The organism is Paenibacillus alginolyticus DSM 5050 = NBRC 15375, assembly GCF_000422905.1.
In the GTDB taxonomy this organism is placed as follows: Bacteria; Bacillota; Bacilli; order Paenibacillales; family NBRC-103111; genus Paenibacillus_E; species Paenibacillus_E alginolyticus.
On the sequence record NZ_AUGY01000056.1, the window covers coordinates 30,361 to 53,484 of the forward strand.

A 23,124-nucleotide genomic window follows, 5' to 3' on the forward strand; every position below is an offset into this window, starting at 1 on the left:
TTGGAAAACAAACTGACCGGAACATCGGTGATTCCCAAAGGGCAGTTGATGAATAAAATCGATATCAGATCTTATGCAATGATTGCTGGTCTAATCATTCTTTGGATTATGTTTTCTATTTTTACCGATGGGACTTTTCTAAGTGCACGAAATATTTCCAACTTAACTATTCAAATGTCTGTGGTCTCGATTTTGGCTACTGGGATGGTGTTGATCATCGTAACCGGTAATATCGATCTTTCTGTCGGTTCCCTTGTCGGACTGGCCGGTGGAGTTGCAGCAGCATTAATGGCCTGGGAGGGATGGGGAACGACTCCTACTATTTTGGCTGTTCTATTGTTGGGTGTGATCATCGGCGGCATTCAAGGCTATGCTACCGTATTCCTTAATATTCCCTCTTTTATCGTCACTCTTGGGGGTATGATGTTGTTTAAAGGGATTCTGATTGGCATAACGAAAGGTGTTTCAATAGCACCAATGAATCCCAGCTATAAAGTGTTAGGTGATCATTATGTAAATAATATCATCGGAATTATATTGACGGTTTTAGCGATCACTTCCGTTATTTATAATGCGATAAAGAAAAGAAATTCCAGGAAGAAAAATGCTTTAGAGCTGGAGTCGGCATTTAAGACGGTGATGCGAGTTTCTTTAATCGTTGGTTTAATTATCATTTTCTATATCGCCATGTATTCTTATAAAGGGTTTCCAATACCAGTCTTGATCATGCTGGGACTGCTGCTGCTCTTTTCCTTCATTGCGGGCAACACGAAGTTTGGACGTTATATTTATGCCATTGGTGGCAATATCCAGGCTACGAAATATTCCGGTATCAATGTCAAGAAGATTGTCCTTATCGTTTTTATGCTTAACGGATTAGTAGCGGCTATCGCGGGTATTGTTCTATCGGCTAGGCTAAATGCTGGAGCACCCAGTTCGGGTAATATGATGGAGCTTGACGCTATTGCCGCGGCTGTCATCGGCGGAACAAGTTTGATGGGTGGAAAAGGCAAAGTGGTCGGTGCTATCTTAGGGGCGCTCATTATGGCAAGCCTTGATAACGGCATGAGCTTACTCAATATGGAAGCTTTTTGGCAATATATCGTAAAAGGTCTCATTTTAGTATTGGCAGTATGGTTTGATGTCATGACTAAAAATAAGAGCGTATAAGACGCAAGAAGGATAGGTGAGAGGATATGACGGGGGAAATTCGTTGCGCGGCCATTGGGTTAGGCCGCTTGGGTTATTGGCATGCCGAGAATCTTCAAACAAAAGTCAAATCCGCCAAACTAGTCAAAGTTGTGTCCTCACGGACAGAAACGGCTGAAAAGGCGGCACGTGAACTCGGTGTTGAGGGGTGGACAACGAATCCGAATGAAGTGTTTACCGACCCGAACATCGACGCTGTTATCATTTCGACGCCGACTGATACCCATGCTCAATATGTGAAAATGGCAGCACAGTTTGGCAAACATATATTTGTGGAAAAACCAATAGCGAAGTCAGTGGAAGATGCACGTGAGCTTGTACGATTGGTTGAAGAAAGCGGCATAACATGTCAAGTTGGTTTTATGAGACGTTTTGATCCCGCCTATGCCGAGGCGAAAAAAAGAATAGACGCTGGGGATATCGGTAAACCGATCTATTTTAAAGGTGTCAGCCGAGATCCTGCTTCTCCGCCAGAGTCATATATCAAACATAGCGGCGGCATCTTTCTCGACCTCGCAGTCCACGATTTCGACATAGCCAGGTATTTGATGGGATCCGAAGTGCGCTCCGTTAGATCGATGGGAAGTGTTCAACTTCATCCATTCATGAACGAATACCTTGATGTGGATCAGGCTCTTTCCTATCTCAACTTTGAATCAGGAGCAACTGGTGATGTCGAATCAAGCCGTAACGCAGGTTATGGATATGATATCAGGGGCGAGGTAATAGGGACAGAAGGAACAATACAGATCAGCTCTTTGAAGCATCATGATTTACGTATTTTGAACAGAAGAGGAAGCAGTCACGATATCATTCCTGAGTTTGCAACGAAATTTAAGGATGCGTTTCTGTTGGAAATGGTGCATTTCATTGATTGCCTCCGTAACGGAACAAAACCTTCCTGTACAGAAGTCGATGGACTTCGGGCATTAGAGATTGCAAAAGCGGCCACCGATGCTTACCTTTCTAATAAAGAAATAATTCTTTAGAAAGGAAAAAGGCATCTTTCCTCTGCTGTATCGATATTATGCTTCCTAAGAACTCCGTTGCATGTTCAAAACTGTTGAAAGTATAATATAATTAGGGAAGTTAAGCGTTTTCCTTAAACATATATAGAATGGGGGTTTGTGCAATGGGGATTAATATTTTCGGTATAGCTAAAGAAGCAAATGTATCAATTGCTACAGTATCGAAAGTTGTCAATAATACGGGTAGGATTAGCGAAAAAACGAGAAAAAAAGTATTAGAGATTATAGAAAAGCATAATTATACGCCGAATCTGCTCGCGTCGGCTTTAACGGGGAAATTAAGTTATACACTTGGATTAATCATTCCAAACTTGGCAAACCCTTTTTTTGGAGAAATAGCCAAGAGCGTCGAGGATCGGGCTAGGGAATTAGGTTTCAGCGTAATGATCTGCAGTACAGACTACGATGCAGAAAGAGAAGCTTGGTATTTTACCCTTCTACAAAAGAAACGTGTGGATGGGGTCATCATCCTTTCCGGTTTTGAAGACCAGCATACGATAACGAGGAATTTGGTCAAACCGAATATGCCAATTGCTCTGATCGCTCGAGATATTCCTACCATTTCCATTAATTCCGTTTCAATCGACGATTTCGTTGGCGGTTATGAAGCTGCCAAACATTTGCTTGGCCTAGGTCACACCAGAATAGGTCTTATTGTGGAAAATATTCGATGTGCTAAGGAAAGGCTTCGCGGCTTTAACCAGGCTCTTGAGGATCAGGGACTACAGTTTGATGAAAGTCTTGTCATACTTGGCGATGCCTCAGTCCAAAACGGAAAGAAGTTCGCGCTTCAGTTATTGGAAAGGAATGACCCGCCAACCGCTATTTTTGCAACCAATGACATTCTTGCGATCGGAACGATTCAGGCGACTCATGAGCTAGGACTTAAAGTGCCGCAGGATTTATCGGTCATCGGCTTTGACAATACGATTTTAGCTACGATCACGGATCCTCCACTTACAACGGTAGCTCAACCGATGGAGCAAATGGGAAGGCAAATTGTCGATATACTCGTTCAGGAAATTAAGGGTGAATTGACGCATAAACAACGTATCGTATTGCTACCTGAACTTGTCGTGAGAAAATCTACTAGGGAACGTGAATAGACGGCTGCAAATTACAATGAAAAAGGTGGGAGGACGTTGTATACAACGATTCTTTTCGACTTGGACGGTACAATCGTCGATACCAACGAACTTATTATTAGCTCCTTTATGCATGTTTTGAAGGATGCCCCTAATTCGGAACGTTACACTAAAGAGTTCATCACCAAAAACATGGGACTACCGCTGAGGGAACAATTGGAGGCATATACGGAGTCAAAAGATGTTGACCAATATATAAAAGCATACCGCCAATATAACGAGAGCAATCACGAGCAACTGGTTAAACCATTTCCTTTTGTGAAAGAAACATTAGAAAAATTGCAGAAGTCTGGTATTCATCTTGGCGTTGTTACAAGCAAAATAAAAAAAACTGCTGTTATGGGATTAACATTGACTGGACTGCTACCATATATGGATATTCTGGTCACTGAAGATGACGTCATAAATGGTAAGCCGGATCCCGAACCGATCTTAAGAGCTCTTAAACAACTTCAAGTTACTCCGGAAAATACCTTGATGGTTGGCGACAGCGAGTATGACATTTTGTCGGCGAAAGGTGCTGGAGTTGCATGTGCAGCAGTCGCTTGGTCGTTAAAGGGAGAAGTGTTTTTGAAAACTTTCTCTCCCGATTTTGTTATTCACGATATTCGGGAACTAGAAAATATGGTTTGTCGCCAGTCTTGAAAGGAGAGACTCCATGTCCAACAATACTGCACAATTCGAAATGTTTCGCGATCCCTTTAAAATGCTAGCTATGTTAATTCAGCTCGTGTCCGAACAACTAGGAATAGAGCTTGATTACAAAAATATTCCCGCCTACGAAAATGATACCTTTTTAATTCGGTCAGTTAGGCTCGACGATTTAAATAATCAGAGGTATCCGAATTTTATTTATAAGAAAAATCAAACTGAGATTTCATGGTATCAGTATTTAGGCAGGGATATTTATTGCAATAAAGATTTGACACGAGATGAATATAATAAAATGTTCGTTGAGTGTATGGCATCTTTATACGATCTGGATTGAACGATTCCGAATGCGTGTAAGCGTTAAATTTAGGTAAGTGTTGAAAAAATATTTATTAAATAGAAGGGAAGTATTTATTTATGGACAAAATAAAACTTGGCATAATAGGTGCTGGTAGGATCGGCAAGCTTCATGTAGATAATTTGAAAAACCTGAAAAATGTTGAGATTAAATCAATTTCGGATATCTTTGTTGATAATATTAAAGAATGGGCTGAGCAAAACGGCATCCAAGTCATCACAGATAATTATATGAACATCATTAACGACCCTGAAATTAATGCAGTCTTTATTTGTTCTCCAACCGATACACATGTTCAAATCATTAAGGATGCAGCCAAAGCAGGAAAACATATTTTCTGCGAGAAGCCAATCAGCTTCAGCCTCGAACAAACCGTTCAATTGCTCGAAACTCTTCGTCAATCTAAAGTTAAATTCCAAACTGGATTCAATAGAAGATTTGATCATAATATGAGCCGTGTTCAAGAGCTTGTGAGTCAAGGTAAAGTGGGTGATCCTCACATTCTTAAGATTACTTCCAGAGACCCGGCACCGCCTCATAAAGAATATATTAAAAACTGTGGTGGCTTATTTATAGACATGAGCATTCATGATTTTGATATTGCACGGTTCGTTATCGGATCCGAAGTAGAGGAAGTTTATGTGCAAGGAGCGGTTTTGGTCGATCCAGTCTTTGCCGAGTTTAACGATATTGACACAGCAATTATTAGTCTTAAGTTTAAAAACGGTGCTTTAGGTGTTATTGATAATAGCAGGCAGGCGCATTATTATGACCAACGTGTCGAAGTATTTGGATCAAAAGGTTGTGTAACCATTCAGAACGATTTCCCGAATTCAGCAGAGCTTTCAACGGCAGATGGCGTGCAAAAAGACAAACCGTTGTACTTCTTCCTCGAGCGTTACAATACGGCTTATATTAATGAAGTTCAAGCATTCATCGAAGCGATATTAAACGATACACCTGTTCTAGTCAACCAGAATGATGGTTTTCAAGCGGAATTGATCGCTCATGCGGCCAAGTTGTCTTATCTCGAAAAGCGCCCAGTTAGAATCGAAGAGATTACGAATCGTTTGGTAAATATCACGATTTAGTTTTGAAGAATCAAAATACCTGGGGGATGGAAAATATGAAGTTGCAAATGGGAGCGATTTATTGCAGTTATTGTAATGAATTAATCGATACTGTGGATTCAGAAAAGGTGACAAGCTATTTCATTTCATGCGAAAAATGCAGACCACTACACACGCATTCAGAAATATCTCCAAAGAAAGTGGACAGAGAAAAAGAGAAGGAATAGCGTATTTCAACATCCATTTTCCATCAATTTAACCTTAGGAACTCCTTGCCGTGTCAATGATGGTGGGAGTTCCTTTTTCTTTGTAGTTTTTATTTTTCCATTTTCAAATATTTTATTTTTACCTTAATGATAATAAGGAGCAAAATTGGAATTAAGATTGCATATATAGGGATAACAATTTTGTTATTTATTTGGGATCCTGACCATTTATAAAAGGTGTAATCTATAAAATAAACCATAATATACCAATATATGAAAATTGCCATTAAGATGATTAACCATTTTTGATGTTTGAGTTTCACGTTGAATAAAGTTTTTAATGCTAGAAAAGAGCCATTAAAATATAAAGTCGCTTTGTATAACCCCCCAAGAAAAAGAATAGATCCACCTATGGCATCTAATCTTTGGATGAAATGTACTATGTCAATATGCTTGATTACTCTAAATAAGGGAATTGTTGAAAGTGATGTCAATTGAACCCCTAAAACAGTAATCATATTTATGATTGAAATGGCTAGGAGGATCCCCGAAATACTGACAGCCAATAAGGAAATTTTGCGAATAACCTGTTGATTGTTTACATAACACCAATACATAAGAAATATGTACATTTCCCCAAATGGAGTAGTTATAATCTCGGGTGCTGTTTTTAAAACAGGTGTGATGCCATCTTTCAAAATGGGAAATAATCGCTCGAATTTCATATCACCTGAAATCCCAACTAAAAAGAAAGTAGCGATGATAAAAAACAAAAAACAAGGCAATATTATTTCGCTAGAACGAGCTAGGACTTCGATTCCTAAGAACAAACCATACACCATAAGAAATATAAAAAGAAGAAGTACAGCCCATAATGGAGACGTTGGGAGAAAGGCTGAAATTAAAAACTCGGAGAACTCAAAAAGGTTAAAAGATGCTGTCCAAAAAAAACTTAAGGCAAACAGGATTATCAAAGGGGCAGCTAACCACTTTCCTAATACAGAGACTAAAATTTCGGTTAAGTTTTGATTGGGGAAATACTTTTGTATTTCGGTATAAAGCCATTGTAGACCGAGTCCAGCTAGTAAGGCGATTAAAATCGATATCCAAGCATCTCGTTTGGCATTAACCCCCAAAGAAAATAAAGTTGTGCTTCCAATCTCAAAGAGTATGACTAAAGAAAACAGTTGATTTTCGCTAATTTGTTCTTTTTTCAAATCTCACACCCTCCAATTTACAACACCACTTTTTATAGACACACACTTCTGTTTAATCCCTTTTTGATCAATCTACTATCCGGATTTTGATCTTTTTTTCCTTAACCATGAACATCACTTTATCATTCGTATCCTAAAATCAAGTTTTTAAACTAACTTCAAGTAAATATACGATACTCCCTTGAATTTTTTCTTTATTAATACGTTGGGCTACTTAGGGCTAAGTTAGTCCAGGTTTAGCTACCGATCCATTCACCATCTACCACAAGTTTTTTTCCTTTATGAAACTAGGGCTTCTGATTGATAAGATCCATCTGACTTCGTTTTCCCTTTATGGGATCTATGACTCTGATTATCCTGAACTAAATTTTGGTCAAAGGGCATAGTAAGATTTTTTTCAAACTTAAATCAAAACAATACCAGCATCTAGAGGATTAATATTTCCATGACTGGAAACCATAAAAAAAGATAAGGGGGATGATTATGGGCATCATCAAAACAATCAAGGCCATATTCAATAAATCCCAAGAAAAACAAACAGATAAAATATCCGGTAACCAATGGAATAAGCCGTTGTTTTCAGACCTAAAAGCAAATATCCATAAAGTACAGCAAGCCGTAGGTAACAGTACGGATGTTATCATCCGTGAGATGAAGGTCGGCGAATCTGGCGACGTGATAGCCGCCGTGATCTACACGGATGGATTAACCGATACCAAATCCGTTAATAATTTTGTGATCGAAAACCTTCTGCAAGACCTAAGATTAACGGAAGTAAAACAGAAGGTTAAAACCGAGAATATTTTGCAAATCATGAGAGACTTTGCCCTAACCGTAGGTGAGATCAAGGAAGTTTCCGATTTTGAAACGTTTCTTACATCGGTCTTATCTGGCGATACGGCAATTCTCATCGATGGTTACAGCAGCAGTTTCCTCCTATCCTTAAGGGAGTGGGATGAGCGGGGAGTTACAGAGCCCAGTGCACAAACAGTGATTCGCGGACCTAGAGAAGCCTTTTCCGAAAATATTCGGACGAATACCGCCCTCATCCGAAGAAAAATCAAGGACCACAACCTCTGGCTGGAATCTAAACAAATCGGGCGGGTTACAAAAACAAATGTAGCCATCATGTATATTCATGGAATAGCCAATGAAAAGGTATTGGAAGAAGTCCGGTCTCGCCTGAACCGAATTGACATCGACGGGATTTTGGAAAGCGGTTATATAGAGGAATTGATCCAGGATAAGACCTACACAACGTTTCCGACTGTTTTCAATTCGGAGAGGCCGGACACCATAGCTGGCGGCTTATTGGAAGGGCGGGTGGCTATTCTCGTAGACGGAACCCCTTTTGTTCTGCTTGTTCCAGCTATTTTTACTCAGTACTTTCAATCGGCGGAAGACTATTACCAGCGTGCGGATATTGGTAGTCTCTTGCGTATATTGCGCTATATTTCTTTTTTTGTAGCGCTTTTAGGACCTTCCTTGTATGTGGCGGTCACAACCTTTCATCAGGAAATGCTGCCGACTCAGTTGTTGATCAGTCTGGCTTCTCAGCGGGAAGGCGTCCCTTTTCCCACTTTAATCGAAGCGATGTTAATGGAGATCACCTTTGAAATTCTGCGCGAAGCCGGGATCCGGATGCCACGAGCAGTCGGGCAGTCGGTTTCCATTGTTGGAGCTCTTGTCATCGGACAAGCCGCGGTAGAAGCGGGAATCGTAACAGCGGCTATGGTTATCGTCGTTTCCATCACGGCCATAGCCAGTTTTGTCTCTCCCAACTTCAATATGGCGATTGCAGTCAGAATTTTGCGTTTCCCAATTATGTTACTTGCCGCAACTTTCGGTTTGTATGGGATTACTGTAGGTCTAGTCGCCCTCGTTTTCCACCTTTGCAGCTTGCGGTCTTTTGGAGTCCCTTACCTCACTCCTTTTGCGCCTTTTATCGCCGTAGACCAAAAGGATGCCATTTTCCGTGTTCCTTTGTGGGGCATGTTTTCCCGGCCTCGTTTGATTAGCCAAAAGAACATCTACCGTGAAAATACATCTCCTGACATGAATACTAATCCGAGAAATAGTGAGAAGGACGGGGCCGCGGAATGAAGAGGAGCATGTTAAAGCTGGTATAAAGGATCAAGGTGCTCCAGAAGAAGAACGTCGCTTTCGAGTGCATTCGGACAACCCATTGAAAGGTTTGCGGCGGTTTCTCCAAACAGGGGTTTCAGCCCTGACTATCTTCCATTCGGCTATCCACAGTAACTGAAAAAACTATATATTTTTTCGACCTGAAAATACGAACTATTTGCGATACAAAGCCTTGATGATCACCTGCTGCAAGGAAAAAGAAAATTGCTAAGTTACAAGGCTTAATAACCGCATAGAGCATGACCTCCGCTGTCCAAACAAGCAATGCCTTTATTCGGTTCGCTATGCCGATCTGCAGAAGCAAAGAAATTCTACGTTGATCAACATGTGTGCGAAGTATTAAAAAGCGTCTCCAAACAAAACGGAGGATTGTTACTCTCCATGGATATCGTAACAACGAGAGGCTTATGTATTTCGTAAAGTGTTCAGCGGCACCGTACTTAGCAAAAGGATTTGAAAAGCAGCTCGTCTGAGGAACTTCAGATTCTCATCCGCCTAATGAAAGGATTCAATATGTTAAAACGAATTTTTTCCATCCTTCTTCTCTTTTCATTTGCAAATCTCACAGGATGTTGGGATCGGAAGGAATTGAATGAACTTGGAATTGTTACAGCAATTGGAATTGATAAAACAAAAAATCAATATGAATTATCGATTCAATTGTTAAATCCAGGAGAAATTGCTAACAAATCAAAAGGAGGAGGAAATCGTGCATCAGTTACGTTGTATCAAGAAAATGCAGAAACCCTGTTTAAAGCTTTGCGTAAAATGTCCATGATTGCTCCAAGAACGCTCTATCTTTCCCATCTCCAGATGGTAGTGATCGGTGAAGAAATGGCGAAGGATGGAATTGGAGATGCGTTAGATGTTCTTTACAGGGGTTATCAAACACGGCCGGATTTCTATCTTACTATCGTAAAAGGAAGTAAGGCGAGAGATGTTCTTAAGATATTATTACCGGTGGAGAAAATTCCCACTCAAAATCTGTTTTCGAAACTTGAAACTTCGAACAAATTGTGGGCGGCAACAGGAACGGTAAAATTAGATGAATTAATAAATGATATCGTATCTAAAGGAAAAGATCCGGTGATCACAGCCATTGAAATCATAGGGGATAAAAAAGAAGGTAACAAACAGGAAAATTTACAAGCCATTGATGTTCCTACCCGGTTGATATATAGCGGGATGGCTGTTTTTAAAAAGGATAAACTCGTCGGTTGGTTAAATCAGGAAGAAAGCAAAGGATTTAATTATACCCAAGAAAAACATGTCAAAAAAACATTCGTTCAGTTTCCTTGTCCTGGTGGAAGAAAAGAGTTTGCAGGAGTTGAAATCCTCCGAACGAAAACGGAGACCAAGGCGAAGATCGATGAAGGAAAACCGATCATATATGTCTCGTTTCATGCGGAAGGAAATATTGGAGAAGTTCAATGCCAAAACGTCGATTTAACGGATACAAAGACGATTGAACGGTTTGAAAAAGGGGCGGAACAGGATATTCAATCAAATTTAGAAAACGTATTTAAAAAGGCTCATACTTTAAAAACAGATGTTTTTGGTTTTGGAGAAATTATCGAACGATCCAACCCCAAACAATGGGGAAAATTGGCTGAAAGATGGAATGACGATGGATTTATGAATGCCTCAGTTCATTTTAAGGTAAAGGTGAAAATTAAACGGGTTGGAACGGTGACCAATTCCTACCTTAAAGAAATGGAATGACCTATCACGATGTCATTCATCTGAAGCATGTCGAGCATGAAATCAAGAAGTAGCCTACTGCCAAAAAATCCCTTTCAAATGAATTACCGCTGCAAAAGGCTTTGATAGTCTTAAACCCGGAACGCGTTCGTATGGTCGGTGATCCCGAACCCTTTCCAAGAATATGCAGGATCATGTTCCTGGAGCTGCGTAGGCAACAGCACTGGCGCCGGTCACGGTATTCTATGAGCATTGATATCACGGTGAAATTATGCCGGGGTGATTTCTAATTGAAGGTTAACTATTTTTGAAATGCATGGGATGCTGGAAGATAGAACCGCCAAACCTTCAGGTGAACGCCCTTCCCATAAATATCTATTATCATATTAAGCGACCGTTCTCAAACGAAGGGGTAAGTTTATTTGTATAGTAGTTCTATTGCTACCCTCTGAACTCGGAACGCAAGGAATAGTTATGCTAACAGAATTGAATTTATTAGCCATAAAGGTAACGCCTAGAGCTTCGCCTTTGGTAAGCCAGCCAACCATTTTTCCTTCTTTCAATACAGCAAGTCTGCCTAACTTAATAACGGAAGTAAGATTGGTTTCTTTTATCTTATCAGACTCGTGGCTGTTTTGATTTCTTCTTGATGTTAACCAGTTCATGAATACAAGCGTCCCCATTTCGTTTTGCACGAGTTAATTATCGATAGTTTATTATTTCCATGGGCCTTATTTAGCCAGCAATTTGTAATTACAATGAAATATAATGAGAGTGGCAGTGAAGCTATCCCACGAAAATGGTACAGTATTGGGTACCGTTTGACTATATCTTGACCGTAGAATTGGTAGAGTAATTTTTTCCCCGGAGATTTGTATCAACAGCTTCAGCGATGGTTCGGAGAATGGAATCCGTCATTGAAAGTCCCTCCCCCGTGCCTATGGATGGAGCGCGAAACGATCTTCGATACTTTTTACTTTATTAATGCGGTTCTGGTGGCGAACACCTTGTGAAAACTCGGTTTCCAGCCAGATTTTCACGATTTCTTCTGCCACACCCGGTCCAATGACCCTTTCACCGATCGCAAGCATATTCGTATCGTTGTGCTCACGTGTCGCTTTCGCAGAGAACAGGTCGTGCACGAGTGCGCAGCGGATGCCTGGAACCTTGTTTGCTGCAATGGACATGCCAATGCCCGTTCCGCAAATAAGAATCCCTTTGTCCGCTTCGCCCGCCACCACTTGCTCGCAAACCTGCAGTGCATAGTCGGGATAATCCACGGAATCAGCGCAGCTGCAACCGAAATCTATGACTTGGTGACCTAATGATTCGATAAAAGGAATGATGATATCTTTCAAACGATAGCCTGCATGATCTGCGCCTAATGCAATTTTCATGAGTAAAATGCTCCTTTGCTTTTTCGAGTTCGATTCGTTAGGACAGTAACATAAAGAGGTAGGGAGGCATGCTGGGAACTTAGCAGCTTCTCTCCTCTGTTGAAATCACGAATAGGCAGTTATGTGAATTAAATGTCTGCATACAGTTCATTAAGAGCCAGTTCTTGCAAAATCCTATATGATCACTTTAGCTTATCAATTTAATAGTTTCTTTTTTAAATCCTAATTTATGGAATAACGCAATATATTGGTCAAGCTCCTGGCTTAATCTTACGACCTCGTCATCTATGAAACAATCCGACATTGCAACTATTTGAACTAATTCACTTCGCAAATTTTCAATAATTTCTAACAGCACTTTATGTTGTAATATCAAAAATTTTCCTCCCAATTTTTTTAATGAAAAAACCAATGTTCTTCTGTAAAGGGAGGATGTAACAAATTCCTCGAAAAAAAGAACATTTGGGAAAGCCTTTAACCACTCTACTACTATACTATCACTGCTCTTATTGTTCAAGTAAAATAATGGGATTCATTGCTAGATTTTTCTCTCAACTACTAAATCTAAGATCAACAACATAGCTGCAAAACCTCAATTTTTTTTACTAAAAGTGTAATTGGACTAAAGACGGTATTTTATGTGAAATAGAGGATAAGAAATTGAATGGGAGTGTTTGGAAAAGAAACGTAGTGGGTGTTTGAGCAAGAGGTTGTAATTGAACTGAAATTAATTCCTGTCCATTTTATAAGTGTTTAGATTTAATAAAGTTCCAAATAGCACAGAGAACGAAGAATATCATGATTGATATTAAAATTATTAAATATAAGGCCCCACCAAAAAAAAGGATTGTAGGAACAATCCCAGCTTTATTTAATGTTAGAATATCCGGCATCATTATTCCATCCTTATTCTCTTTTTATTTTGGACTAGAGAACCCACCTTAATCTTAATAATAATAAGTAACACGCATGGGAGTAATATATAAAATATGGGATGTATATACGGAACAAATACTTTAGGTCCTACCCATTTATAGAATTTAACGGTATTAAAATAAGTATATGTAAAGGCAAACCACGTCACTATTTTAATGATAGAAGTCACTAGTTGGTATTTGTTCTTAAAAATTTCTAGAATTGCTAATCAAGACGCATTGAAAAATAAGGTCATTTTTACAAAACCACCAATATATAAGATAATGTTAGCTATAGGGTCGAATCTTTGAATGAGTTGTAACAGAGGAGTAGATGAGAACGAAGTTACACCACCTTCCGGTTTAGCCTTCCACCTAAATTATGTTCTTTTATTGGCTTTTTTAAACAAATAGTAGCTAACATATTCAACTCACGCAGCGGGAAGGAATTGGATGTCAGCGGCGCATCCGCCACTGCCAGCATGCAAATTCGACAATTGACCTAAAGTGGTACACAAATCAATAATGGTTACTATTGAAACAGTAATGCTGTGAATGTGGTGTATAGAGTGTAATGATGCAGAGAGGCTACCCCGGACTCGGGAAAGTAAATGGGATCGATACGTGTCTAACCCATAAAATAGCATTAAAGAACTCGTGTAATAATTGCAACAAAGAAATTGCGATCAGAGATATATATGAAATTGGAATCTGTCCGAGCGACAACAGTAACAACGCACAGTGATGAACGCCTGAAGTTGTTATCGCTTTGCGCGGGAGCTGGGCTAGGGTCGGCGTCTTTCTTGGCATCAGAGTATTTTCGCCCTGTCATGGAAGTCGAGTTCGAGTATGATTCAGCAGGTGGAAAAGACGAAAAAGAAATGCCGGCTCTTCCGTTGTCCCTGCACAGTGATGGACAGCTGAGTTTGCTGATCGGGTAGAGGGGAACGAAACGCTGCGGGGGTTGAAGCCAAAAGACACACAATGTCCTATTTTAATACCCAGATGATTTGTATTGCCTCATGTAAAGCTAAAGAAGAGTCTCATCCTCTTTTTGCATGGGCAAAGCAGATTGAAAACGAAGAGGTTGCGAAGGGAAATTATAAATTCCGGCGCGTTTGCCGGAAGGTCATGGGATCAAATCAAGAACTTTACGATGATTCCAGTAGTTTGAATCTTACTTGCACTAAGCCTTCCTTCATAGGGAGGTTTTTTCTTTTTTCTATCCCTGTTGGTTCTGGCATAAGAAAAAAAATTATGATAATATTGAAGTATCTTATTTTTGTTTTTCTATGTCCCTGCCAGGCGGCCCAAGGGATTCCGTGTCTTAATGAAACACTCATTGAGTGACTAAATCTGTCCAATTTTGGACGGAAAAACGTCTTTGGACGTTCACTTAGTCATTGAATGAGTGTTTTTTTATTTACACTCATATTTCAATGAAAGAAGGAGGTGCTGACGTTGGGAGTTTCATTAGAACGTTTCGACCAAATGGTAACAGAAACGGCGCTAACCCCGGATGATGCAAAGTTGGATGAAGGGACGATGCGGGTAATCGACTACTTGCTCTGCTGTAGTCATCTAAGCGAAATCGACTTCGATTCGTTTACCTTGCAGCAGGCTGAACTCGCCCTAGAGCATGTCGGCTGGTTTGCCTGCGCCGAAACCGAAGATGAGGCGGAAATCAACCGCGACAATATGCTGACGCAAATCAATCGAATTGCGCATATTCGGCAGATTGTTGACGGTGTACGTCCCCCGAAAAAATCATTTTTTTGAGAGGAGAATGCTCTATGGGCATTGTTGTAGGTGATACCCAGTTTGAACAGCGGGTATATTTTTGCCGTCAAACAATCTATAAGAAGAGGAATACGGTTGACCGGATCTTGTATAACGTCGGGTTAACCTGGACACCGGTTGAGAAGTGGAGTTTGTATTCGCATGTTGATCTACCAATGACAGTTGACGAAGGAAAAGCAAAACGAACTTTCTCGGGAAAGGATTTGTTCCAAGCAATTCAGTACGCGGAACACCTCTCTCGGAAGTACAATTTCCCCGTCAACTTGAGCATGTAGGGAGGTGCTGTGATGGGAAAATCTTGTGCTTACGGCTCTGATACCCTATGGGAGTATTATCCGACGATGGACAACATCGTTATGGCTAAGATGATGCACGACATTGGCAAACCGTTGCCGGGGTCGTGTATTTTTTCTGCCGACAGCTTTCATTACCAGGTCGATTCGTTATTCTTTCGCTCCATCGATCTATTGTTCGATATGAGCCTTGATCTGGATGAAAACGAGGATGAAGACGAACGGCGCTTTGTCATTCCCGTTCCCGCGTTGAAGGAGCTTTCTCCGGAAGAACAGAAAGAGCTCATTGATCCGTTGAAGGAGATCTATTGCGATTTTGCGGAGCTAGAGTTCAAAACAACGTTAGGCGACGGGGAGCTGCAGGTGGCGATCAGGGGCACGTATGGGTACTCCAACGTGGCGCTGAAAGAGTTTATCCAATTCAAAAAGAAATTGGACGAGAAGACGAAAGGGGTGACTGCGGATGGACCGCATGCCGGATAATGGGCGAATTATTGTTCTTCCTGAATCAGATACGACCCTTGCCCGAGTTATCAGCCGGGAAGAAGGGTACACCGTTAAGGAACAGAGGGTCCGGATCGATGATCTTTTGAACGCGATGCTATCAATGGTCGAACCGTTCGAGCTTACCAAACTCATCATGAAGAACGGTGACATGGTAAGTGAAATTGTTGAGCCGGCGATTGAGAACCTAAAGGGATCCAGCTTATCCAAAGCCCTTGGAATGGTTGTAGAGAGGGCCAAAGACACGGATAATATGGAACTCGTCGTTGATCTATTCAAGGCTGTAGCCAGTAAATTTGACCTTGGCTTGTTGGACGAAGAGAGTCTCACCGGCTTTCTGCGCCATCTCCTTATGAGGGTTGGGGGGATCAAAAACGACGAGGTGTTTGCCGAGTTGTTCTTGATTTTGCTTTCTAAGGTGAAATTGGCGAGCAATCGAAATGAAGAGCTGCTCCGAGGTGTGCTTGAATCGCTATCGCGTATTCAAGACAGTGAGGTGAAGGAGTTCTTCCGAGGAATAGCTGCCGAATTCGTTCGAAAGGTGAAGACTGTCTGTACGCCGATCTTACCAAAAGGGACCGTGTTGTATCAGGAAGAATCTGATGGAACAAAGATTGTTGTGTTGGAGCGGGAGCGGGCAAGGCGGGATGTGATTTTTCATAACACCCCTTACAGCCAAGTGGGTCACCCGAAACTGCTGTTTGCTTTCTTGGTGAAACAGGATATGATTTGGGCCTGTCAAATTGTCGTGGTGAAGGACGTATCCATCAAACCAAAGACAAAACTGTACCGTTACCCATTCTCAAATGTGTATTCAGACAACCGTGCATGTTGGCCGGAGCTTACGAACATCAAAATCAAAAGTTTGTTTGAGCTGCAAAATCTGCCGGACCTATTCTTTAACTCGCCGGCGAATAACCATCTCTTTGAAGGGGAGAACCTTCGGGAATGGTTCTATAAGCTCCAGAACAAGGACTTTGATGACTCGGCTCTAAAGCCGCTCAATGTGAACGTTCATGATTTCTTCGAGATGTTCAAATCGGCTGCCGAAACCAGCGCCAGCGAAATTCTACAGGATGAAGCCGATCAGGCGGCCGTCGCTGTATAAAAATATCTTACATTTTGAGAGGAGATACACACGATGGAAAATATGGAGAATAAGAACACGGAGCTAGAGCAAGGATTGTTTTCGGATAATGCAGTTGTAGCCGGTCAAGATCATGGTGACCTGGCGCCTGAATTTGCTTCTACTGACGCAGCGGATTTCAAATTTGATATCGCCGTTAATCCGGACGGGCAACTTTCGTTGTTCGGTATGGATCCGGAAACGTCTGCAAAAGAAGAAGAAGAGAAAAAGGGCAAGAGCGCAGCATCGACAAAATCGATTGCTAAAGCGGGTAAAGGAGCAGCACCAAAAACTCCTCCCGCTCCACCGAAACTAAAGTTGGAGAAAGTGCCTTTGAATGAGCCGGATTCCTGGTCTGTGCGATATGGAGGACAGACATTCATCATCAATACGTTGTTTGAAGAAGAAATCGCGGATGGAAAGACGGAAGCAACGCTCGATGAAATTCGAGAGAAACTCGCAACGGATGAAGGATGTGTGGAATTAACTCAGGCGCGCGCAAAATGGGATACTGAAAAGGAAGAAGAGAAGCTCTTGTTCTTGGATGCATTCGGTACCTCGAAGGGGTGCTTCTAATGCCTGGTTTCTTCTGGAGATTACGTGACTTCTTGAAAGCAGAGAATCGTCAGCCTAACAATATCATTGCCGGTCAAGACGGCAAGCTCTATGAGATTAGGGATAGTTTGATCGGGCGGCTTGTGTTACACAGGCCCCTCGTTCCTTCCCTTGATGTGATTAAGGAAGGCTTCGACTTTCGCTTACCCAAGATTCCTGGTGAGCTGCTGACGACCACAATTTCATTCTTCAATGCATACTGCAATAGCGCCGAGCAGAACGAGGTTATGGTGCAAGTATTCTATGATCTACAGACCGGTCAATACGAGTTGGACTGCCCGGTGCAATCGGTTCGGTGGGATTCCATTGAAGCTGATTGTACTCAACGGTTTAATGAACCGCGGTATGTTCAAGTGCTTCACATCCATTCGCATAATGCCATGCCGGCTTTTTTCTCCACCAAGGACAATTTCGACGAGAAGGCATTTATGCTTTATGCAGTTATTGGTGGATTGATGAATGAAGCACCTGAGATGAAGCTAAGGGTAGGTGCCAGAGGACAATTTTTCTCCTTGCCCATTGATTACATATTCGATAAGCCAGACGTAACCCATGTTGGCACTTATCCGGATGAATGGCATCAGCGTGTTCATAAAAGTGCTTCTGGATATGAGTACGATATCGAAACGATGATACCACTCATGTATAAGTTTTGGGTGGCCGAGGCCAGTGAGCAGGAGATCTTCGAAGATGCCAGAATCAATCATGATTTCCCGAAGGTGCATGCTGCAAACATGGTTGAAAAAATCAAGGCCACCGATCTTGATTCCTTCATCCGTGACTGTGGAGCAGCATGGGATGCCTACTTACAAGAGGTACTAGAGTAAATAACACTCTGTATCTTGGACAAGCAACTCGATACCGTTACGTCCCGCCGCGGGGTCTAATTCTTGACGACCTCGCGGAGCGGGTCGTCTCGGGAGGATATTATAATGCACACTGAAACGTATGTATTTGTGATTATCGATGAGGGGCTTTGCAAGAAATTGAAGGGTTCGAAATTGAAGTAAAGGCCGGATGTGCATTAGTTCATCACGTACCTTATGTCGACTTCAATAGAGAGATAAGGTTCGGTACATTAGTGTCGAGCCTCACCCTTTTGGGTGATAGGACCACAACTCCTGATAACCATGTCATATATTTCAGCGGGGAACATCCTTGCCATAGAGATGGAACAAGAATATCTGCAATTCAACATGGATCCGCTGATCAGATGTTGGCGGAAGGTGTAATCGTGAACCATTCATTTTCCAATAAACCTGAACAAGGATATGCTAATTATTATGAGAAATTCAGAAGGTACTGTGAAATAATTATGGCCCCAGCTCACTCTCTTGATCCAACAGTGACCATAACAACATTCAAAGTAGTAGAATCTTCAAGTGATTCTGTTTTTCAGTATTACGACACGAATACAAGCAGAGCCAATACTGCAGCAGCCACGACTAAGTTACAGAACCAAAAAATTGCAATAATTGGATGCGGCGGGACGGGTTCGTACATTTTAGACTTGATTGCCAAAACACCCGTTTCTGAAATCCACCTATATGACGGGGACGATTTTTTACAGCATAATGCATTTAGGTCTCCTGGAGCCCCTTCAATTGAGCAATTAAATGAAGGAAAGCTAAAAGTAGATTACCTACGAGAGATTTATCAAAAAATGCATAAACATATTATCGCTCATGGCTATCGCCTTCATGAAGATAACGTTAGGGATCTCGTCTCTGCAGATTTTTACTTTATCTCCATGGATGAAGGAAGTACCAAAAGATCAATAATTAATCACTTGGAATTGAACAATAAGCCCTACATCGATGCTGGAATTGGTGTTCAATCACTGGATGATTCTTTAATTGGTCAAGTTCGAATCACAATGGGCACACCCGAAAAGAACGATCATATCTATGACCGAGTATCATTTGCGGATGGGGTAAAAGATGAGTACTTCTCAAATATTCAAATTGCGGATCTAAATGCACTGAACGGAGCACTATCTGTGATTAAGTGGAAGAAGTATTTCGGCTTCTATCAGGATCTCTATCAGGAACATAATATAACATTCGATATTAATACAGGGGAGCTCCATAATGATGACTACGCAGCTGAAGTTTGACCATGTTTTTGCATCTACGATCCCGGATGTCATCGAGGCTAGAAAACTGTACGTGAGTCTGCCGTACAATGTCGCGGTCCATAAATGTGCTTGTGGATGTGGTGAAGAAGTGGTGACACCGATATCACCATCTGGGTGGAAGGTGATATACGATGGAGAAACAATTTCACTACATCCATCCATTGGAAATTGGTCCTATCGCTGCAGATCCCATTATTGGGTGAAGGGTAATCGTATAATTTGGGCAGAATCATGGACTGAAGAGCAAATTAAGAAGACCAGAGAAGGGTCAAGAAAAGAAGCAGAGAACCGCACGAATGGTAAGAAAAAGGGTTTGCTCGACCGTTTTATAAGTAGTTTGCTTAAATAAATAGGAGAGAAGCCAATTGTAAGAAGTACTTCAAAACTTAATTGTATTTTAGCCTTTTTGTACCCAACAACCACTTCAAAACTTTAAATGTATTTAATATTTCGGGAAAAAGCCAGCACACCCTTATGATTGCTGGCTTCTTGCACTTCAAAACTTTAATGTCGAGTTTGGTGACGTGAGCATTGTTCCTTCCTAGACAATCTGCGTAGATACGCAATACTTCGACTTTTCATCCCTATCGAGGGAAATTCACATCCCTTGATGGGATGGAGAGGGTGGTTAATCAATGATTAAAAGCATTTTGGATTATGAAGTCAACAAAGGTACAAAAGAGGTTTGGCTGGAGGATGAATCCAATGACCTACCTTCGCTTTTTTATACGAGGGGTGCCCAGTAGATACGGTCATTTTCAGCGAACATGAACAAGCTGTGATCCTATCTTACCTGCAATCCAATAACATTACACTGGCTGAGTAATTACGTCACCCTAAGGAAGATGGGAAACTATCCTGGTCTGTGTGAGGTCGGGGAAAAGGTAGGCGTAACGGATAAAGCCGACGCCTCTCCTTACCTACCACCAATCGCCTTCTCCCCCTCAAAAGCGATCCGTATATCTTCAGTTTGGCATAGTAGCAAGGCAGGGGCGATTTTCGAAGGGGACGATTTGCTCTATAGCGCCCCTCCTGGCATTTTGTTATAATTAAGCCATCTTTCTTTTCCTTTTGTTTGCTCCTCTGCCATGCGGCCCAAGGAGTACCGTTGCTTTAAAATCGCTTTTCCAAAGAGCGTCCTTTTACGCCCGTAGTGGGTCGAAAATGGGTTTTTTGGAAAGGCGATTTTTTTTGCCTTTAAAAAACCATTGGAAGGAGATGTGCAAATGTCACATTCAAAATTGTCGGGGTGGATTGCATGAAAACGATCTGTCTCCAAGAAAATCAGTACATTCATTTTTTGATTCGGCAGATTGGTGCCGGTGGTAACGGCGGGTACTTCTTCCGGAACTTACTCCAGCTCGTATCGTCTTACAAAGCCCTTAATTCGTCATATCGGAATGATGCGTTGTTTGACGTATTAATTGCAGACGGCGACGAAGTGGAGAAAAAGAACTTGAGAAATCAACTTTTTTCCGATGACGATGTAACTGAGAAGCTGAAGAAAGTGGTGGCCTTGGCGGATCGTTATGGGGGGCATTACAACGTAGATGCGAAGCGTGTGACTGAGTATGTAACATCGCTGGATATGCTTCACCGCTTGTTCCCATCACCCGATAATGGCCGGCAAATCATCCCGATCTTGGTCGGTATGGTGGATAACGACCGATCTCGGCAGCTATTCGACGAGTTTTTTTTCTCGGATGAAGTTTCGGATTTGGTTTGGATCGACTTAGGCATAGAAGGGATGACGCAATTTGAACGCCCAAATTCGGAGGAAAAGAAGATCATAAACGCAAGCGGCTGGGGTGGGCAGTGTGTGATCGGCTTGAAATGGCACGGGGATGTCATTTTGCCTCCCGTGACAAGGGTTTATCCCAACATTTTAGAAAACGATCATACAGCCTTCCCCGGACAATCTTGTGGGGAGATGCTACCGGAAAACCCGCAGCGAATCATGTCCAATCAGATTGCAGCGCAGGTTGCTTCTATGGTCATGAACAATCTGTTTCACACCAAGAGCCTCTATGCCTCGGTGATCAACTTCAATGCTCAACTCGGGCAAATGAAGCCAACGTTTCTGACTTCTGATCAAGTCAATGACTTCGAGAGAGCAAAGAGAAAGGTGACAGCATGAAGGCAACAATCACAAAACTACCAACATTTTCTCTTGGGGAACCGGTAAGGATCAAACGTGCTGATATGACAATGGAATGGGTGGTTTTATTCCGTAGCTGGACGCAGCTATCTAGTACGGAAGGAGAATTCTATTTGGAAGGCTTTCGATTCGATACGGATGAGCGTCCCATTGTCTTTATCAAGCAAGTACGATATACGGAGGAACAGATGCGTGACTATCTGGAGATCAAGGGCTACGTGGTAGTTGATGCGCTTGACCTGTTTGCAAAGGCTCGCGCGTTGAAATTCGAGTTCGATGATGATAGCGAGCTTTGGATTGGTTGATTTCTAGATAACCAACAGGATAACGAATAAAAACGAATAGGGAGGAGGCATCGCCCTTTGGCTTAGTAAGTAGGAGCTGGAGCGGCGATGCCGTATCCGCTTCCGCTTGAAAGCCAAGGCGAATCGTCATGGACGTACAATTTGAGTTTGTCTCAACCAACCACCGGAAGTTGTTAATGCGATATCAGTGGTATCGGGATTTGATCAAGGCGAAAAAGGACGAGCCAAAAAAGACAGTAATGGTCAAGCCTGTAGTGTCATTGGCCGGTAGCACGGTAAAGTAATTATTAATGAAGAAGAAGAAGAAGCGACACGGGGGGAGCGATCCTCCTGTCGCTTTTTTTTGTTCTCTTAAATCGGTTTACATGGTAGACTGATTAAAAACGGGTTTACTTGGTATACTAGAGGATGTGGAGGTGTTCGGCATAATGGAAGATGAACATGTGGGTGGCGGACTATCAGCTGCAGGTGTTGGGGAAGATGGAAAAAAAGTATCCAAGACGGTTAAATCGTACAAGATCACCCCTGATCTAAAAGAAGAAGTGAAGTCTCTGTTTAATCAATCGGAGACAAAAAATGAAGACGAATGGTTCGAGAAAGTCATCAACATTTATAAGTTGCATCAGCTTAAAGATCGGAACCCTGGTTACGGGAAACTTCTGGAATATCTTGAAAGTCATCTCCAAGGCATCTCCAATACTTTTACGCAAATGATGGACATTGAAACAGAGGAAAAGCGTCGGATAATCGAGCAACATGAAGTGGATGAGTCCGATCTGAAGGTTTCTCTACAGGATTTCAAAGTAAAATTGCAGGAGAAGGCCAAAGAAGCCGAAGAGTTGCAGCAGAGAGTCAAGGGGAAGGATGAAGAGTTGCAGCAGAAGGCGGCTTTAATCAAGCAAATGGAGGAATCCTCCCAGAATGCGAAGCTCTTGGTGGACGAGTACCGCGGGAAAAATGATACGCTGGCCGGGCTCGTCAAGAAACAGCAAGAAGCTGCCGAAGCGGGGGAGCGGATCCTTTCCGAACACGAAGCGCTTCAGCGTAAACATACCGATCTGGAGCGGGAGGTAGCATCCCTGGCTGAAAGGCATACGCGGGAGTTGGAGCGGGTCATCGAGCAGAAGGATATCGAGCGGGAACGG

Annotated in this window: 25 protein-coding genes; 21 read left to right on the plus strand and 4 right to left on the minus strand. The window is 41.9% G+C overall.

The genetic code is table 11. From position 1 onward, the window contains the following. From G519_RS0123345 to G519_RS50420, 7 genes are all read left to right on the plus strand, one after another. The gene (locus G519_RS0123345) at window positions 1–1,170 is read left to right on the plus strand and encodes a sugar ABC transporter permease (RefSeq protein WP_244280194.1); all 1,170 of its coding nucleotides are present in this window, start codon (window positions 1–3) and stop codon (window positions 1,168–1,170) included. Between the two features lie 26 nt (window positions 1,171–1,196). Next, window positions 1,197–2,198, plus strand: a complete 1,002-nt coding sequence (gene iolG / locus G519_RS0123350; protein ID WP_029196756.1) for an inositol 2-dehydrogenase — start codon at window positions 1,197–1,199, stop codon at window positions 2,196–2,198. A gap of 143 nt (window positions 2,199–2,341) precedes the next feature. Continuing rightward, window positions 2,342–3,343 carry a LacI family DNA-binding transcriptional regulator gene (locus G519_RS0123355; protein WP_029196757.1) on the plus strand — a complete coding sequence of 334 codons (1,002 nt, stop codon included), beginning with the start codon at window positions 2,342–2,344 and terminating at the stop codon, window positions 3,341–3,343. A gap of 36 nt (window positions 3,344–3,379) precedes the next feature. After that, entirely contained in the window at window positions 3,380–4,027 is a 648-nt protein-coding gene (ppaX, locus tag G519_RS0123360) for a pyrophosphatase PpaX (RefSeq protein WP_029196758.1), read from the plus strand. A gap of 13 nt (window positions 4,028–4,040) precedes the next feature. Next, a complete protein-coding gene (locus G519_RS0123365) occupies window positions 4,041–4,370 on the plus strand; it encodes a hypothetical protein (RefSeq protein WP_029196759.1) in 330 nt (109 codons plus the stop codon). An 80-nt stretch (window positions 4,371–4,450) separates the two neighbouring features. Beyond that, complete coding sequence (gene iolG, locus G519_RS0123370) at window positions 4,451–5,482, plus strand: inositol 2-dehydrogenase (RefSeq protein WP_029196760.1); 1,032 nt, start codon at window positions 4,451–4,453, stop codon at window positions 5,480–5,482. Window positions 5,483–5,529: 47 nt separating this feature from the next. Further along, on the plus strand, window positions 5,530–5,688 hold the full coding sequence (locus G519_RS50420) for a GapA-binding peptide SR1P (protein WP_127527655.1): 159 nt from the start codon (window positions 5,530–5,532) through the stop codon (window positions 5,686–5,688). Between the two features lie 89 nt (window positions 5,689–5,777). Here the strand turns inward: G519_RS50420 and G519_RS0123375 are convergent, their stop codons facing one another. Further along, a complete protein-coding gene (locus tag G519_RS0123375; RefSeq protein WP_029196761.1) occupies window positions 5,778–6,884 on the minus strand; it encodes a GerAB/ArcD/ProY family transporter in 1,107 nt (368 codons plus the stop codon). Between the two features lie 483 nt (window positions 6,885–7,367). Here G519_RS0123375 and G519_RS44220 point away from each other — a divergent pair, with 483 nt between their 5' ends. Next, window positions 7,368–8,987, plus strand: a complete 1,620-nt coding sequence (locus G519_RS44220) for a spore germination protein (protein ID WP_084160298.1) — start codon at window positions 7,368–7,370, stop codon at window positions 8,985–8,987. 555 nt (window positions 8,988–9,542) lie between these two features. Then, a complete protein-coding gene (locus G519_RS0123385; protein ID WP_029196762.1) occupies window positions 9,543–10,751 on the plus strand; it encodes a Ger(x)C family spore germination protein in 1,209 nt (402 codons plus the stop codon). Window positions 10,752–11,116: 365 nt separating this feature from the next. Here G519_RS0123385 and G519_RS0123390 read toward each other — a convergent pair whose 3' ends face one another. The 3 genes from G519_RS0123390 to G519_RS53640 form a co-directional block, all read right to left on the minus strand. Next, window positions 11,117–11,395 (minus strand): Ger(x)C family spore germination C-terminal domain-containing protein, encoded by a 279-nt coding sequence (locus G519_RS0123390; protein ID WP_029196763.1) that lies wholly within the window; start codon window positions 11,393–11,395, stop codon window positions 11,117–11,119. Window positions 11,396–11,668: 273 nt separating this feature from the next. After that, entirely contained in the window at window positions 11,669–12,127 is a 459-nt protein-coding gene (rpiB, locus tag G519_RS0123400; protein ID WP_029196764.1) for a ribose 5-phosphate isomerase B, read from the minus strand. Window positions 12,128–12,314: 187 nt separating this feature from the next. Beyond that, window positions 12,315–12,485: an aspartyl-phosphate phosphatase Spo0E family protein gene (locus G519_RS53640; RefSeq protein ID WP_127527657.1), complete on the minus strand. Its 171-nt coding sequence runs from the start codon at window positions 12,483–12,485 to the stop codon at window positions 12,315–12,317. A gap of 1,254 nt (window positions 12,486–13,739) precedes the next feature. Between G519_RS53640 and G519_RS0123415 the strand changes: the two genes are divergently transcribed. The 12 genes from G519_RS0123415 to G519_RS44230 all read left to right on the plus strand — a co-directional run. Continuing rightward, complete coding sequence (locus G519_RS0123415; protein WP_029196765.1) at window positions 13,740–13,982, plus strand: hypothetical protein; 243 nt, start codon at window positions 13,740–13,742, stop codon at window positions 13,980–13,982. A gap of 520 nt (window positions 13,983–14,502) precedes the next feature. Next, the gene (locus G519_RS0123425; RefSeq protein ID WP_029196767.1) at window positions 14,503–14,820 is read left to right on the plus strand and encodes a hypothetical protein; all 318 of its coding nucleotides are present in this window, start codon (window positions 14,503–14,505) and stop codon (window positions 14,818–14,820) included. A 14-nt stretch (window positions 14,821–14,834) separates the two neighbouring features. Beyond that, a complete protein-coding gene (locus G519_RS0123430) occupies window positions 14,835–15,116 on the plus strand; it encodes a hypothetical protein (protein WP_029196768.1) in 282 nt (93 codons plus the stop codon). A 12-nt stretch (window positions 15,117–15,128) separates the two neighbouring features. After that, window positions 15,129–15,617, plus strand: a complete 489-nt coding sequence (locus G519_RS0123435) for a hypothetical protein (protein WP_029196769.1) — start codon at window positions 15,129–15,131, stop codon at window positions 15,615–15,617. Beyond that, window positions 15,598–16,746 (plus strand): hypothetical protein, encoded by a 1,149-nt coding sequence (locus G519_RS0123440; RefSeq protein WP_029196770.1) that lies wholly within the window; start codon window positions 15,598–15,600, stop codon window positions 16,744–16,746. Before G519_RS0123435 ends, G519_RS0123440 begins: the two co-directional genes overlap by 20 nt. A 33-nt stretch (window positions 16,747–16,779) precedes the next feature. Then, entirely contained in the window at window positions 16,780–17,340 is a 561-nt protein-coding gene (locus G519_RS0123445; protein ID WP_029196771.1) for a hypothetical protein, read from the plus strand. Further along, complete coding sequence (locus G519_RS0123450) at window positions 17,340–18,206, plus strand: hypothetical protein (protein WP_029196772.1); 867 nt, start codon at window positions 17,340–17,342, stop codon at window positions 18,204–18,206. Before G519_RS0123445 ends, G519_RS0123450 begins: the two co-directional genes overlap by 1 nt. Window positions 18,207–18,355: 149 nt before the next feature. Next, on the plus strand, window positions 18,356–19,495 hold the full coding sequence (locus G519_RS0123455; protein ID WP_029196773.1) for a ThiF family adenylyltransferase: 1,140 nt from the start codon (window positions 18,356–18,358) through the stop codon (window positions 19,493–19,495). Then, window positions 19,470–19,865 (plus strand): DUF6527 family protein, encoded by a 396-nt coding sequence (locus tag G519_RS0123460; protein ID WP_029196774.1) that lies wholly within the window; start codon window positions 19,470–19,472, stop codon window positions 19,863–19,865. The genes G519_RS0123455 and G519_RS0123460 overlap by 26 nt, the downstream gene beginning before the upstream one ends. Window positions 19,866–20,774: 909 nt before the next feature. Further along, complete coding sequence (locus G519_RS0123470; RefSeq protein ID WP_029196775.1) at window positions 20,775–21,653, plus strand: ubiquitin-activating E1 family protein; 879 nt, start codon at window positions 20,775–20,777, stop codon at window positions 21,651–21,653. Further along, complete coding sequence (locus G519_RS0123475) at window positions 21,650–21,979, plus strand: hypothetical protein (protein WP_029196776.1); 330 nt, start codon at window positions 21,650–21,652, stop codon at window positions 21,977–21,979. Before G519_RS0123470 ends, G519_RS0123475 begins: the two co-directional genes overlap by 4 nt. A gap of 428 nt (window positions 21,980–22,407) precedes the next feature. After that, the coding region (locus G519_RS44230) for a hypothetical protein (protein ID WP_036633669.1) at window positions 22,408–23,124 on the plus strand (717 nt) is incomplete at its 3' end.

Bases quoted from the DNA above. Each gene is read 5' to 3' on its own strand.
- iolG (WP_029196756.1), top strand. From the start codon at position 1,197: ATGACGGGGGAAATTCGTTGCGCGGCCATTGGGTTAGGCCGCTTGGGT.
- G519_RS0123355 (WP_029196757.1), top strand. From the start codon at position 2,342: ATGGGGATTAATATTTTCGGTATAGCTAAAGAAGCAAATGTATCAATT.
- G519_RS0123365 (WP_029196759.1), top strand. From the start codon at position 4,041: ATGTCCAACAATACTGCACAATTCGAAATGTTTCGCGATCCCTTTAAA.
- iolG (WP_029196760.1), top strand. From the start codon at position 4,451: ATGGACAAAATAAAACTTGGCATAATAGGTGCTGGTAGGATCGGCAAG.
- G519_RS50420 (WP_127527655.1), top strand. From the start codon at position 5,530: ATGGGAGCGATTTATTGCAGTTATTGTAATGAATTAATCGATACTGTG.
- G519_RS44220 (WP_084160298.1), top strand. From the start codon at position 7,368: ATGGGCATCATCAAAACAATCAAGGCCATATTCAATAAATCCCAAGAA.
- G519_RS0123385 (WP_029196762.1), top strand. From the start codon at position 9,543: ATGTTAAAACGAATTTTTTCCATCCTTCTTCTCTTTTCATTTGCAAAT.
- G519_RS0123390 (WP_029196763.1), bottom strand. From the start codon at position 11,395: ATGAACTGGTTAACATCAAGAAGAAATCAAAACAGCCACGAGTCTGAT.
- rpiB (WP_029196764.1), bottom strand. From the start codon at position 12,127: ATGAAAATTGCATTAGGCGCAGATCATGCAGGCTATCGTTTGAAAGAT.
- G519_RS0123415 (WP_029196765.1), top strand. From the start codon at position 13,740: ATGAAATTGGAATCTGTCCGAGCGACAACAGTAACAACGCACAGTGAT.
- G519_RS0123430 (WP_029196768.1), top strand. From the start codon at position 14,835: ATGGGCATTGTTGTAGGTGATACCCAGTTTGAACAGCGGGTATATTTT.
- G519_RS0123435 (WP_029196769.1), top strand. From the start codon at position 15,129: ATGGGAAAATCTTGTGCTTACGGCTCTGATACCCTATGGGAGTATTAT.
- G519_RS0123440 (WP_029196770.1), top strand. From the start codon at position 15,598: ATGGACCGCATGCCGGATAATGGGCGAATTATTGTTCTTCCTGAATCA.
- G519_RS0123445 (WP_029196771.1), top strand. From the start codon at position 16,780: ATGGAAAATATGGAGAATAAGAACACGGAGCTAGAGCAAGGATTGTTT.
- G519_RS0123450 (WP_029196772.1), top strand. From the start codon at position 17,340: ATGCCTGGTTTCTTCTGGAGATTACGTGACTTCTTGAAAGCAGAGAAT.
- G519_RS0123460 (WP_029196774.1), top strand. From the start codon at position 19,470: ATGATGACTACGCAGCTGAAGTTTGACCATGTTTTTGCATCTACGATC.
- G519_RS0123470 (WP_029196775.1), top strand. From the start codon at position 20,775: ATGAAAACGATCTGTCTCCAAGAAAATCAGTACATTCATTTTTTGATT.
- G519_RS0123475 (WP_029196776.1), top strand. From the start codon at position 21,650: ATGAAGGCAACAATCACAAAACTACCAACATTTTCTCTTGGGGAACCG.